This is a genomic window from Lacticaseibacillus hulanensis (genome assembly GCF_004010095.1).
Lineage (GTDB): Bacteria > Bacillota > Bacilli > Lactobacillales > Lactobacillaceae > Lacticaseibacillus > Lacticaseibacillus hulanensis.
The window spans coordinates 1-14,013 of sequence record NZ_RRYD01000015.1 but is presented as its reverse complement, the minus strand read 5'-3'; the positions used below and the strand labels follow the sequence as shown (position 1 = coordinate 14,013).

Annotated in this window: 13 protein-coding genes; 9 read left to right on the top strand and 4 right to left on the bottom strand. The window is 55.8% G+C overall.

Translation table 11 applies throughout. From position 1 onward, the window contains the following. Positions 1-21: 21 nt before the first annotated feature. The 8 genes from EKN00_RS05060 to EKN00_RS05025 all read left to right on the top strand — a co-directional run bounded on the left by EKN00_RS05060 (position 22) and on the right by EKN00_RS05025 (position 8,185). Complete coding sequence (locus EKN00_RS05060) at positions 22-717, top strand: response regulator transcription factor (RefSeq protein WP_127849065.1); 696 nt, start codon at positions 22-24, stop codon at positions 715-717. Further along, a complete protein-coding gene (locus EKN00_RS05055) occupies positions 707-2,083 on the top strand; it encodes a sensor histidine kinase (RefSeq protein ID WP_127849064.1) in 1,377 nt (458 codons plus the stop codon). Before EKN00_RS05060 ends, EKN00_RS05055 begins: the two co-directional genes overlap by 11 nt. A gap of 339 nt (positions 2,084-2,422) precedes the next feature. Then, the gene (locus tag EKN00_RS05050; RefSeq protein WP_127849063.1) at positions 2,423-2,560 is read left to right on the top strand and encodes a teichoic acid D-Ala incorporation-associated protein DltX; all 138 of its coding nucleotides are present in this window, start codon (positions 2,423-2,425) and stop codon (positions 2,558-2,560) included. An 88-nt stretch (positions 2,561-2,648) separates the two neighbouring features. Continuing rightward, entirely contained in the window at positions 2,649-4,187 is a 1,539-nt protein-coding gene (gene dltA / locus EKN00_RS05045) for a D-alanine--poly(phosphoribitol) ligase subunit DltA (RefSeq protein WP_127849062.1), read from the top strand. Beyond that, a complete protein-coding gene (gene dltB, locus EKN00_RS05040; RefSeq protein WP_127849061.1) occupies positions 4,180-5,385 on the top strand; it encodes a D-alanyl-lipoteichoic acid biosynthesis protein DltB in 1,206 nt (401 codons plus the stop codon). The genes dltA and dltB overlap by 8 nt, the downstream gene beginning before the upstream one ends. Before the next feature lie 64 nt (positions 5,386-5,449). Beyond that, positions 5,450-5,683, top strand: coding sequence for a D-alanine--poly(phosphoribitol) ligase subunit DltC (dltC, locus tag EKN00_RS05035; RefSeq protein WP_127849060.1), 234 nt, complete (start codon positions 5,450-5,452; stop codon positions 5,681-5,683). Position 5,684: 1 nt separating this feature from the next. Then, positions 5,685-6,926 carry a D-alanyl-lipoteichoic acid biosynthesis protein DltD gene (gene dltD, locus EKN00_RS05030; RefSeq protein WP_127849059.1) on the top strand — a complete coding sequence of 414 codons (1,242 nt, stop codon included), beginning with the start codon at positions 5,685-5,687 and terminating at the stop codon, positions 6,924-6,926. 140 nt (positions 6,927-7,066) lie between these two features. Continuing rightward, positions 7,067-8,185 (top strand): serine hydrolase domain-containing protein, encoded by a 1,119-nt coding sequence (locus EKN00_RS05025; RefSeq protein WP_127849058.1) that lies wholly within the window; start codon positions 7,067-7,069, stop codon positions 8,183-8,185. A 415-nt stretch (positions 8,186-8,600) separates the two neighbouring features. On the opposite strand, the gene EKN00_RS05020 is transcribed toward EKN00_RS05025, so the two are convergent. The 4 genes from EKN00_RS05020 to EKN00_RS05005 all read right to left on the bottom strand — a co-directional run bounded on the left by EKN00_RS05020 (position 8,601) and on the right by EKN00_RS05005 (position 11,116). Further along, complete coding sequence (locus EKN00_RS05020; RefSeq protein ID WP_127849057.1) at positions 8,601-8,915, bottom strand: PTS sugar transporter subunit IIB; 315 nt, start codon at positions 8,913-8,915, stop codon at positions 8,601-8,603. A gap of 54 nt (positions 8,916-8,969) precedes the next feature. Next, a complete protein-coding gene (locus EKN00_RS05015) occupies positions 8,970-9,410 on the bottom strand; it encodes a DUF3284 domain-containing protein (RefSeq protein WP_127849056.1) in 441 nt (146 codons plus the stop codon). 24 nt (positions 9,411-9,434) lie between these two features. Beyond that, a complete protein-coding gene (locus EKN00_RS05010; protein WP_127849055.1) occupies positions 9,435-9,683 on the bottom strand; it encodes a hypothetical protein in 249 nt (82 codons plus the stop codon). A gap of 77 nt (positions 9,684-9,760) precedes the next feature. Next, complete coding sequence (locus tag EKN00_RS05005) at positions 9,761-11,116, bottom strand: PTS sugar transporter subunit IIC (RefSeq protein WP_127849054.1); 1,356 nt, start codon at positions 11,114-11,116, stop codon at positions 9,761-9,763. A 274-nt stretch (positions 11,117-11,390) separates the two neighbouring features. Here EKN00_RS05005 and pepF point away from each other — a divergent pair, with 274 nt between their 5' ends. Then, positions 11,391-13,193 (top strand): oligoendopeptidase F, encoded by a 1,803-nt coding sequence (pepF, locus tag EKN00_RS05000; protein WP_127849053.1) that lies wholly within the window; start codon positions 11,391-11,393, stop codon positions 13,191-13,193. Positions 13,194-14,013 lie beyond the last annotated feature (820 nt).

Here is a 14,013-nt window from a genome sequence, read left to right as displayed (position 1 = left end):
AAATGGGCATTGGAGGAAACTATGGCTGAAACGATTTTGCTGGTTGAAGACGAAGACGGGCTGCGGACTTACCTCAAAACTGAACTCGAATTCGAGGGTTACACCGTCCTCACCGCCGAGGATGGACTGGGCGCGCTTGCGACCTACCGCAAGAACCAATACGCAATTGGCGTGATTCTGCTCGACTGGATGCTGCCCGAACTGGACGGGCTGGAAGTGCTGCGGCGCATTCGGAAGGGTGACGATGTGCCGGTGATTATGATGACGGCGCGCGATTACGTGGGCGACAAGGTGGCGGGGCTCGACGCCGGGGCTGACGATTACATCACCAAGCCGTTTGAAATCGAGGAGCTGCTCGCGCGCATCCGCGTCGTCATCCGACACCAACTCAAAAGCACCGTGGCAACCTACCAGGTGGGTGATTTGCAACTGGACGTACGGACACGCACCCCAATGCGGGGCTGCCACACGTGCGAAACGCTCACGCAGCGAGAAACCGACCTGCTCGTGCTCCTCATGCAACACGCCGGCACCCCCGTTACGCGCAGCGAAATGCTCGACCGCGTCTGGGGCAAGGATTACGACGGCCAAGTGAACATCATTGACGTGTACATACGCTACTTACGCAACAAGATTGACCTGCCGGATTTTGCACCGCTAATTCACACGGTGCGTGGGGTCGGCTACGTCATGCGGGCTGATGACGATGAACAATAAGAAGAATAATTCCAGTGCCACCCAGATTACGCGCGCGTACATTATTTTGCTAACCACCCTGATGATTATTGTCAGTTTCGCCACCATCTTCGTCGTGGGGCTGCACCTCGTCCACAACAAGCGCGACGATGCAGAGCAACTCACAACGGTCCTCAAGACCTCATTTTCCGATTACAAACCTGACTGGGATTACTGGCGCGACACCGCCTCGATTAATCCGCACAACACCTTCGTACGCGTGACCGTGGTGCCTGATTCCGGGAAAGTGCGCCACTTTTACTCCCACCGGACGCGGAAGTTCCTGCGCGATGACTTCGAGAACCGGCCGCTGCTGAAGAACATCCAGATTCAGACCGACCAGGGGATTTTTTACCACGTCAAAACCAGTGAGCGCTGGAAACATTCACGGGTCACCTACGAGATTTGGCTCAGCCTCAACAACGTGGTGGAGTTGTTCAAGCTCATCATCGTGGTCGTCATTTCCGTCATGGCTTTTGGCCTCCTCATCGGAATCTCGGCGATTTCGGTTCTTGCCCGCAAGCTCAACGCCCCGCTGGAACGCCTGACGACCGCCACGCAGAAAATCAACGACGCGGACACGTCAACCCACCACGAGACGCTGCCCGTGCCGGCCGGGCCCCAGGAAGTGACCGACCTCAGCATCGAGTTCAACCGGCTGCTCACCTCGCTGAACAACCAAGTGCTGCGCGATCACCAATTCGTCAGCGACGCATCGCACGAACTGCGCACACCACTGGCCGCGATTCGCGGTCACATCAACCTGATTCGCCGCCACGGGAACACCCATCCCGAAATCGTGCAGCCGTCCCTCTCTACCATCGACACGGAATCAATCCGCATGCAGCACCTGATTGACAGCCTGTTGCAGCTATCGCGGATGGACCACGCTGAATTAGAAAAACAGCGGGTGCTCTTGAACGACATCGTGCAACGCGTCGCCGATAATTACCACGAACAGCTGAACCGCGAGTTGGTGGTGAACGCCCCGCACCCCGTGCACGCAATGGTGCACGCCGAAAGCATCACGCAAATGCTGGTTGCACTCATCGACAACGCGAACAAGTACGCACCGGGGGATACGCCGATTACCATCAACCTCTTCGCGGACAGTCACGCGGTCATTGAGGTCGCGGACCTCGGCCCCGGCATTTCCGATGGCGCCAAGGCGCACATCTTCGACCGTTTCTACCGCGCCGACACGTCGCGGTCCCACAAAATCGACGGGTCGGGCCTCGGACTGGCCATCGTTGCGCGCCTTGCTGACCTGAATGGCGGCGCGGTGCACGTTCGCGATAACCAGCCGCAGGGGAGCGTCTTTTCCTTAATTCTACCTATTATCAAATAGCCATTACATTGCACACCATCCTCGCCGTTTCTGGCAGCGAGGATGGTGTGTTTTTTTGGCTTGACCGCGCCGCGTGTCATCTTTAGCAAAATCGTAACCTCTGGCCGCGACCGCCCAATCCGCATTTTGGACCCCGCGACGCCGCGGTCACACGCCATTTGCGCTGCTAATCTGAAAATTTTTAAGGTTTGACTCAGAAACACTAGATAGTTGCAAAAGTGACTCATGCCTATCCTTGTAATGAACGACAACGTTTGAACTTCCGGCAACAGCGAGTTCTTCTGCCCGGGCAAACGCACAGCCGAATATTCCAATTCATTGGCAACACGGAGGAGAGCAATGGCAAAATTTTTCCACCACCCAGTCACGTTATTCATCTTGCGCACGCTGCTGTACACCGCCATCATCTTGGCGCTGGTATACCTGTACAGCTACCGTGGCGTGACCAACAGTCATTTTATTTATAACGAATTCTAAGCTATTGATTGAACACACTGAATCAAAAACTATTCCACCGCTTGCCACAAGTTCCACCCGTGTGCACCGGTAAAAGGAGATAATTACCATCTTAATCACCGACATTATTCAGGCCATTGACCAACAAGCTGCCCTACATCCAGACCGGGTTGCGTACGATTACTGCGGCAAAACCAACACTTACGGCCAGTTAAAGGCCGCAAGTGACGCGATTGCCTGCGCAATTGCGGACCGCAACCTGCCCGCAGACCGGCCAATTATGGTTTACGCCGACCAGCACTTCGCAACCATCGCCGCGTTCCTCGGCTGCGTAAAATCCGGCCACGCCTACATCCCCGTTGACACGCACTCACCTAACACGCGCCTGACCCAAATCAGTGAGATTGCCCGCCCGGCCATGACCATCGCAACGTCCGAGCTGCCAATTAACCTGCCCGGTCAAATCATGGCTGCCGACGAACTGGGACGGCTCCTCGCCACACCCGAAACCGCCGCGCCGAACCCGGCAACGCGTGCTAATCCCGTCATTGGCGGTGAGAACTTCTACATCATCTTCACGTCCGGGACCACGGGCCAGCCAAAGGGTGTGCAGATTAGCCACGACAACCTGCTGAGCTTCGTCAACTGGATGAATGACGACTTCGACCTGCCGGCAAAACCCCGCATGCTCGCTCAGGCACCGTACTCGTTTGACCTGTCCGTCATGAGTTTGTACCCCTGCCTGACCGCTGGCGGCACGCTCGTGGTTCTGCCCAAGGACGCAACCAGCGACCTTGGTGCTCTGGTGCGCCTGCTGCCGGACCTGCGCCTGAACGTCTGGGTATCAACCCCATCCTTCATGGCCATGTGTCTGCTCGATCCGAACTTCAACGCGCAGTCGCAGCCGGACCTCAGTCACATCTTCTTCTGCGGTGAGGAGCTCACCAACCAGCTGGCCGGCAAAATTCTGGCGCGGTTCCCCGAAGCGGCCATGTACAACACGTACGGCCCAACCGAAACGACCGTCGCCGTCACCTCGATTCGCGTGGACGACGAGCTGCTGAGTAAGTACCCGCGCCTGCCGATTGGGTACGCCAAGTCGGACACCTTCATCGATTACCGGCCTGGCAGTACCCACGAAGAGGACGGCCAAATCGTCGGTGAGCTCAGCATCACCGGCCCCGGCGTCTCCAAGGGTTACCTCAACCGGCCAGACAAAACGGCCGCGGCCTTCACCGACAACGGTGCAACCCGCTCCTATGCAACGGGCGACCTCGGCGTGGTTAACGATGACGGCCTGCTGTTTTACCGCGGACGCACGGATTTCCAAATCAAGATGAACGGTTTCCGCATCGAGCTTGAAGAAGTTAACCACTACCTGAACGCACAGCCCCTGCTCAAGCAGGCCGTCGCGGTGCCGCGCTACAACCGCGACCACCAGGTGAAACAGCTCGTGGCCTTCGCCGTCCCGGTGGAACCCGTCACCGACGCCCTCAACTTCACCAAGACCCTGCGTGGCCAGCTCAGTTCCGCAATGATGGAATACATGGTGCCCCAGCGGTTCATTTACCGCGACAATTTGCCCCTAACGCCCAACGACAAGGTGGACGTTAAGGCGCTGATAAGTGAGGTTAACCACAATGCCTAACATGCAGCCATACGCTAACCCCATGTACTTCATGGTGCTGGTCATTATGCTGTTGCCGCTCATGATTGCCCTGGCCCGCGGGGTGCGCCTCAAAGTCTACGAGACCATCGTCAGCGCCGCCTTCATCTTCCTGATGTTCACCGGCGCCAAGTGGCAGGAAGGCATCGCGCTAATCGCGTACTGCATCTGGCAGGTCGTGATTGTGCTGGTTTACCAGCGCGAGCGCCAGCAGCACAACCGCACCGGTGCCTTCTACGCCGCGGTCATCCTGGCCATCGCGCCGCTTGCAATCGTCAAGCTGACCCCCGTGTTCAGCTACCACCCATCGCTCCTCGGCTTCCTTGGCATTAGCTACCTCACGTTCAAATCCGTGCAGGTCGTCATGGAACTGCGCGACGGGACAATCAAAGCCATCCGCGTGTGGCCGTTCCTGCGTTTTCTACTCTTCATGCCGACCATCTCGAGCGGGCCAATCGACCGCTACCGGCGTTTTGAAAAAGACTACGAGAACGTGCCGGACCACAACGATTACGTCGACATGGTGGCTTCCGGGATTCACTACATGTTCCTCGGCTTCCTGTACAAGTTCATCCTGGGTTACTTCTTCGGCACCGTGCTCTTGCCGCAAGTCGCCCAAGCCGCGATGAGCCAGAAGATGGCTATGGGCGGCACCGGAATCTCTTGGGCGCTGGTCGGCTACATGTACTGCTACAGCATGTACCTGTTCTTCGACTTTGCCGGTTACAGCCTCTTTGCCGTCAGCATTTCCTACCTGATGGGCATCCGCACGCCGCAAAACTTCAACAAGCCATTCCTAGCCGGGAACATCAAGGACTTCTGGAATCGCTGGCACATGAGCCTGTCTTTTTGGTTCCGCGACTTTGTCTTCATGCGCGTCACCTTCTACATCATGAAGCACCGGCTGATCAAAAAGCGCGTGCACATTTCCCAGGTTGCTTACCTTATCAACTTCCTCATCATGGGTTTCTGGCACGGGGTGACCTGGTATTACATCGTTTACGGCCTCTTCCACGCCTGCGCCATCATCATCAACGACATGTGGCTGCGCAAGAAGAAAAAGAGTCACCTGCCGAGCAACCGCTGGACGAAAGCACTCGCCATTGGAATTACGTTCAACGTCGTGTGCCTGTCGTTCCTCATTTTCTCCGGTTTCCTAGATACACTTTGGTTCCACTAAAAACGTCTCGTCATTGGGGGTTATCGCCAATTTAGTTACGATAACCGCTGCGAAAGGAAAAATCATGGATACACAAACCGTTGTTTTGAACATTCTCGAAGACCTCACCGGTGAGGATTTGACCGGCCACCTCGACACCGAGCTTTTCGACTCCGCACTACTGGACTCTATGGACACGGTGCAACTGGTGCTCGAACTGGAGGAACAGCTCGACGTGCAGATTCCGGTTTCCGAATTCAACCGTGACGACTGGAAGACCCCGCAACAAATCATCGATCAGGTGGAGAAGCTAAAATAAAATGAAAAAAAGACTCTGGACAGTTCTGGGGCCGGTTCTTGCTGCGGGACTGATTGTCGCGGGCATCTTGTTTGCACCGCTGCACCTTGGCCCCCTGCAAAAGGGAACGATGCGCAGCGCCGCCGTCTCGCTCTCACCGAACGTCCTGCTCGGCACCCGCATCAAGCGCCAGGCACTGACGGAAAATTACGTGCCGTTTGTCGGTTCGTCCGAATTGTCACGGCTGGATCCATTCCACCCGTCCGTCCTCGCGCGCAAGTACGACCGGCCGTATCAGCCCCTGCTCCTCGGCAACGCCGGCACCCAGTCACTCACCCATTTCATCAACTTACAATCAACCATGCACCAGCTGGCTGGACGCAAAATGGTCATGATTGTCTCGCCGCAGTGGTTCACACCGCACGGTCAGCGCCCCGACGCCTTCGCGTTCTACTACTCGCCCCTTGAGATTAGCGACTGGCTGCTGCAGGCAAAAGACACCATGGCCGACCGGTACGCGGCGCGGCGCCTGCTCCAAATGCCCGCAACCCACAGCAACGTCTTGATTCACAACGCGCTGCTGAATGTAGCCGCGGGACAGCCCCTCGGCAAAACCCGCAACCTGCTGGATGCACAGCGCCGGGTGCTGCAGAACGAAGACGACTTGTTCTGTCACGTTAACCTGGTGCGGACCAATACCCACAAGGTCAACGCCGCGGCCAAGTGGCTCCCCGATCAGGCCAGCGACACCGAGCTGAACGATTTGGCTGGCCGCATCGCCGCGCGCAAGACGACCAACAACAAGTTCGGCATCGACAACCGTTTCTTCTCCGACCGGCTGAGCCATGGCCGGGTGCGGCACCTGCGGAACAAGCAACGGAATTTTGACTACCGCCAGTCACCCGAATACAGCGACTTCGAGTTGTTGCTGGACATGTTCGCCCGCAACCACGTTGACGTGCAGTTCATTATTCCACCCGTCAACTCCCGCTGGGCCAAGTACACCGGACTTTCCGAGTCGATGTACCAGGAATCCGTCACGAAGATTCAAACTCAGCTGGCCTCTCAGGGTTTCAACCACGTGCTGAACCTGTCGCACGATGGCAACAAGCCCTACTTCATGCAGGACACCATCCACCTCGGCTGGCGCGGCTGGGTCGCAGTGGACCGCGCAGTTAAGCCGTTCCTCGAAAACAAGCAGCCAAAACCGCACTACACCATCGACAAGGATTATTACACCAAGTCGTGGCAAAAATTCGAATAGACCACAAGCACATGCGCCGAATTTGCGGCGGCAAAAAGCGGACCACGAAGCAGCTCTCCTCCTTAACTGATGAGGAGTGAGGTGCATCGTGGTCCGCCCTTATATTTCAAACTAGTAGTAGTTAGGAGCTCCCGTTACTTATGAAAAAATTTGTGTTATTATCCCTTACTATTTTCACTTTGGGGAGCCTGAGCGCCTGCAAGAATGCCGAAACGCCAAAGAAGACAACTGATCCCGTGCGCGCGCACCGTACATCGGCAAAGGCCGCAACGACACCAGCAATCAAAATGAGCAACGACGCATCGGCCCAAACCAATTTGACGAACACACTTAACCAAATCCATTTTTCCGGAACCGCCATGATTGTGCGTCACGGCAAGATTATCGCCCACCAAAGCAACGGCTATGCGCACGCCAGCACCATGCAGAGCACGAACCTGCACACGATGTACGAAATCGATTCGATTCAAAAGGCGTCGACCGCAATCCTCATCATGAAGCAAATTCAGGCGGGCAAACTGGCGCTAAACACCACGTTAAACACCTTCTACCCGCAGATTCGCGGCAGCGAGCACATCACCATCCGGCAAATGCTCGACATGACGTCCGGGCTGGCGGTGACGAAGTTCAAGCAGCCGGCCTACCACAGTGATTTTCAGGTTGTCCAGCAGTTCATCGCGCACATCCACTACACCAAGTGGAACCAATGGAACTACCAGCCAATCAATTACGTGCTGCTGTGCGGAATTCTGGAAAGCATCACGGGCAAGACCTACCAGCAACTGTTCACGGCAAATATCGCCCAACCGCTCGGACTCACCGAAACCCGTTTCGCCTACCTGCCCCAAACGGCCACGATGGCGCAAGGCTATTACTGGGACAAAGAGCACGCCCAGGTTAACACACAAAAGCCGTGGAACGCCACGAGCACAATGGAGCACTACGAACTGGGTACTGGTCAGATTTTTGCGAGCGTCACCGACCTGTACAAGCTGGAATCCGCCATCGTCTCTGGACGGCTGATTGGCAGACGCGCCAGTGATGTGTTGCACTGGCCCGGTAGCCGCAGCACCTATGCCGGCGGGCTGTATCAACGCTTCGGCTCCATGCGTTCGCAAGGCTACGGGTACGGCTACGAAGGCTTCGTCCGCATCACACCAGACGGTCAAAACGCGGTCATCATGCTCGCGAACGTCCAGCCCAACACGCAACGGTTCCTGAAGGCAGCAGACCAACTGGCGCTGGTGTATGCAAAATAGAACAGAGCGGAGCCCCGCGTTTTGAAGTTGAGGATCATCGGCAAGCTGGCGGTGACGGGCGGTTTTCCCGTCAGCGCCGGCTTGGGGATGACCGCAGACTTCAGCGGGGCGGAGCTCGACTAATACACAAAGCGGAGCCTCACGGGTTGCCTTCGAGCACTGCTGAGTAAAAACACCGGATGGACGGTTTTTGTCCATTTGGTGTTTTTACTTGGCAGGCGGAGAAGGCAGTGAGGCGGAGCTCGACTAAGAACACAGAGCGCAACAACCCACTTTGCGAACAATTCTATGTCTACCAGACATTCAAAAGAGCCACAATCCGGTTACCCGGGTTGTGGCTCTTTTGCTAATTGTGGTAGCTGTGTTTGCCGCGGATTACCGGCTTCACCTTTCGCCGGTTAAGCTAGCAAGCAACCTACCCTTCAACCTTCATGGCATTCAGTGCCTCATCCAGCACCTTCTCGCCGTTCATCAGGCCGTAATCCCGCATGTCAATGACCTTGACCGGGATGTGCACCTTCGCCTCAAATGTCGGCAACATGTACCGCACCTGGGGGCCGAGCATTAACACGTCCGGATTCGTGCGTTCCAGCGCATCATCAGCGTCCGCCGAGGCTGTTGCAAAAATTTCGGCGTCCATGTTGCGCGCTGCCGCGGCCTTTTGCATCTTGCTCACCAGCAAGCTCGTGGACATGCCAGCGGAGCAAACGAGCATAATCGTCTTTTTCATATAAATCTTCCTTTCGCCTGAACTGAATGCCGCATTGCAGCCAGCCAGTGATCATCAATTCGTTAGCTGTGCGCCGTTGCCCAGATACGCCTGTTCGATTGCCCGGCCCATCTGCTTGAAGCGGCGCTTGCGAAACCAACCCATCAGGAAGCCACTGGCACGATTGTTCGCGTCGACGCCCTTCGTTGCCCCGGTGACTTCTTCAAGGTACACCAGTTGCGTGTTCCCGTCCGCATCCGCCGTGACTTCATACCGCACGGTGAACTCGTTGCGGCCGGTGCGCATCGCGTAGGCGTACACTTGCCCGGGCACATAGTCGGTGATGGTGCAGTGCGCCGTCTGTCCGTTTGCCATCTGCTTGCGATAAGTGAAGCCCTTGAGGTTGCGCGGCGCCACGTTCTTACCGGTTTGCGCGTGGATATCGTAGCGGGCGGATTCAATGATTTGGCTGAAATAATACTCAACCGGAACCGCAATCGTCATTTTAATCTGCATGAATTCTTCCTCCGCTTCTGGTAATTAACCCGCGCGTTTACCGTGACGCCATACCCTGAAGGCCCCGAAGACCGTCACGGCAAGACCAGCGCTGAGCATAACTGGGTAAAAGCCGCCATGTGCCAGTGGACTAAACATCAGGAGGAGCAGCCCAACGCTGATGGCCACGAGTGCACTCTTATTCGTTGTTTTCATTACTTCTTCCTCCTGAATCTTAATCTGTCTGCCCAAAACACGCGCGATGCGGGCGCGGGCGTCTAGTTCAGCGCGCATGGCGTTCACCTCCGCTATTTCAAACCTCACCGTTTTGGTTCATCGCTCAGCTTCCCGGCGATGTAACTTCTGGTTAACTATGCCTCAACTTTAATTCTGTTTGCTGCCTTAACGAATGGCACGTAGATCAGGAACCCGACAATCATGTTGAACACCTGCAGAATCGGTGCGCGCCAGTCCATGGTTGCAATCAGTGAGTTCACGATTGGTGGCATGGACCAAACGATTTGGGTCTTAACCGGTGCAACCCACCCGAGCGTGATGGCGAAGTAGGCGATGGAAACCATGACTACTGGCGCCAAGATGAACGGGATGAAGTAGATTGGGTCAAGCACGATTGGGAGACCGAACATCACGGGTTCGTTCACGTTGAACACCCCGGGTGCCAGCGACAGTTTCGCAACGGCCCGCTGATCGTCGCGTTTGGAGAAAATCAGGATGGCGATGAGCAGTAGCAGCGTTGACCCCGCGCCCCCAATCCATGCGTACAGGTCAAATGCGTTACGGGTCCACAGGTACGGCAGCTTCTGTCCCTGCGCAAAGGCGTTGATGTTGGCCACCTGCGCTGTGAGCCAGATGGAGTCGAGCACCGGCCCGAGCACGTTGGTTCCGTGCAGACCGAAGAACCAGAACACCTGAACCAGCACCGTCATCAGCAGTACCGCCCAGTAGCCTTGGGACATCCCGAGCAGTGGTTCTTGAATCGTCTTAGAAATGAATTCGATAATCGTCCCCGCGCCCACCTTGCTGAAGGCCCAGGTGATAATTCCGGAAACATACAGCGCTGCGGTCGCGGGAATAATCCCGGTGAACGCCCGCGCGATTGCTGGTGGCACTGAATCGGGCATCTTGATGGTGATGTTCTTGCGCATCAGCCAGATGTACACCGCAACGGCAATCCCACCCATAATCATGACGGTGAAGAAACCGGTAGCGCCGAAGAAACTGCCGAAGTTGAAGTAACCCCAGCCGGAAACCGTCTTGCCGTCCACCGCCGCGCCGGCAGCCGTCAGTGTCTCGACGCTGCCCTTGCTGAGGGCCTTGCCCAGGTTAACGGTGAAGCTTTGCGGCAGGGACATCAGGAAGGTCCCCAGCGTCACAATACCCGCGGTGATTGGTTCAACGCGGTACTGCACCGCCATCTGGTACCCAAAGGTGAAGGCAAAAATTAAGCCTAAAATTGCGAGGGACCCGGTCCATACTTGACCGTTAATCCCGATTATTGGTTGCATCGATTCCACGAAGCCCGTCCAACCGAATTGCGTGGGCAAGTCCCGAAGCAACGCGTTCAGAATCGTTGCAACCGCCCCAGCCATCGTGGCCGGCATAATTGCGATAAAGGCGTCACGGAGCGCCACGAGCCAACGAATCGACCCGATTTTGGCGGCAACCGGAACAATGTGTTTGTTGAGCCAGTTGATAAAGCCGTTCATGTCGTACACATCCTCTCGATGTTGGGGCCAGATCAGAGTTGCCGTAGTCGGCACCCTGTTTCTGGCCTAGCCGTCGTTGCGGTTGTTTTGGCGTCATAGATTCACCCCTTCCCATCATTAATTACTTAGGTTGCGCATAACGCTTCCCTTAATTCTAGATTACAGGGTTGCCCTGGCCAAATGCAAACGTTTTCGCAAAATTGCAAAAATTTCTGCATCCGCTTCCCAAAAATAGTATACTAACGGCAACTTACAACTATGGAGGTCACAAATCATGCCCGCAATTCCCACCCGCCAAGAGGTCGACCCAGCCCTAACCTGGAACCTGGCCGATCTGTACCCAAACGAAGAGGCGTACGCAGCGGCAACCGCCGAGTATTCCCGCTTAGCCGCCGACTTTGCCGCCAAGTACCAGCCGTGGCCGACTGACGCACCGGCCATCGCCTCTGCCCTGGACGATTACGCGACCATCACCGTGCTCGCCGACCGCCTGGGCCACTACGCCTTCCTGCCCCAAGCTGCTGACGGCACCGACGCGGCAATCAACAACCGCCTGAATGCCCTGAGCACCCTCAGCGCAACCATCGATGGCGAGCTCAGCTTCTTCACGGCCGCTCTGTCAACCACGCCGGATGCAACGCTGCAGGAGGTGGCCAACAACCACCCCGAGCACGCCGGGTTCTTGCGCCACATTCGCGCACAAAAAGCGGCGGCGCTCGACCCCGCCGCCGAAAAAGTCCTGGCCACGCTCGCACCGGAACTGGACGCACCCGCGTCAATGCGCACCCAAGCCATCGCCCGCGACATGGACTTCGGCACGTTCACCGCGCACGGCAAGGAATACCCGCTGAGTTTCGTCAGCTACGAGGAAACCTACCAGAAGCACCCCGACACTGAGATCCGCCGTGCCGCCTACAAGCAGTTCAACGCAACGCTGGCCAAATACCAGAACGTAATTGCGACCGGCTACTACAACCAGGTGGCCAAAGAAAAAGCCATCGCGACCATGCGCGGCTACGATTCGGTCATCGATTACTTGCTGGCCGACCAGGAAGTCACCCGCGACATGTTTAACCGCCAAATCGACGTGATCATGACCGACCTTGCCCCCGTGATGCGCCGCTACGAGAAGTTCGTCCGCAAGCTCTGGGGACTCGACCACACGGGCTACACCGACCTGCAGATTGACATCGACCCCGAATACTCACCGCACTTCACCATCGACGAGGCCAAGGACCTGATTCTGAATGCTGTGTCAGTGCTGGGTGATGATTACCGCGACCTGATTGCCCGCAACTTCACGGAAGCCTGGACGGATTATCCCGCGAACATCGGGAAGGAATCCGGCGCGTTCACCTCAATGGCGTACGGTGTTCACCCCTACATCATGATGAGCTGGGCGGGGAACTTGCCGAGCGTGTACACCCTCGTGCACGAACTGGGGCACGCAGGTCAAATGGAGCTGTCGGCCAAGGCACAAGGGCCCCTCAACTGGATGCCATCTAACTACTCGGTCGAATCCCCATCAACCTTCCACGAGCTGCTGGCAACAGAGGAACTGCTGCGGACGGCAAGTGACAAACGCTTGCGCCGCTTCGCCCTGTCGCGCCTACTGAACGACACGTACTTCCACAACTTCGTCACCCACCTGCTCGAGGCCGCCTTCCAGCGTGAGGTCTACACGCTGATTGATAACGGCGAAAGTTTCGACGCGGCCAAGCTGAATGAAATTAAACGCGGCGTACTAACTAAGTTCTGGGGCGATGCCGTCCAGCTAGAACCAGGCGCCGAGTTGACCTGGATGCGCCAGACCCACTACTACGCGGGCCTGTATTCCTACACCTATTCGGCTGGGCTCACCATCTCCACGCAGGCATTCCTCAAGCTGCGCGAGGATCCAAAGGCGGGGGCACAAAACTGGCGCAACTTCCTGACTTTGGGCGATTCGGTGCCACCAATTGAGGCAGCCCGGTTGGCCGGCGTGGATATCACCACGGACGCGCCGCTGCGGAACACAATCAAGTTCCTCGACGACACGGAACGCGAGATTGAAGCCCTGTCAGCGGAGATTGATTAGGGACTCTTGGCAGGGACTGCTAAGTAGAGTCTGACGAATATTTGGTATGTAAAAAGCCCGCAAATTGCGGGCTTTTTAGTCGTGTTTGCTTGTTCTGATTCAAAAAGAGAACAGCACAAAGGCAAGTCCCCAAATTAATCCAATGGCATCCACTAAGATGTTACTTTGGCTAAATTAACGCGTTTTCCCATAACCGTAACATGCATACACAAAATTAAGTGTACAAAATAATAATAGCCAAAAGAAAAAGCCTCCAGCGCTAACCGCTTGCCAAAGCGTTATACCACTCACCGTAAAAACAGTCCCTGCCTTCAACAACTTTCCTTTTTTCAATACTTTGTACCCGCGACTTTTGCCATATCGTATTCTTCCTTTGCTAAGTTCATCTTAGCGACAGCTTTGTATATATCTTGAGCCGATTTTGCTCCAATCCCAACTGCGGCAATGATGCCTGAAGCAGCGCGGTAACTATTACTGATTCGGATTTCATTACGATAAAGCAAAAACGCCCATATTCCTATCAAGCATGATTTTATTAGTGATGCTGTAAATCTAAACGGATAAAGCCTATCACTATGCGAGTCCGTTTTCAACTGCGGCATAAACATTTTTACCGGTCATCATCACAAGCACTTTTATACCGACCCCCTTAGGAACACAGATATTTGTAGAGCTGCTTGATTTTTAACCAATATTTCGAGGCGATTGTACGTAAAAAGCCCGCAAATTGCGGGCTTTTTTTCTACGACGAATTGTCAACTCAAGTGCAACTTTTTACCCAGGTAAACTTCTGATGGCGTCTTCCAGCCTAGGACCTTGC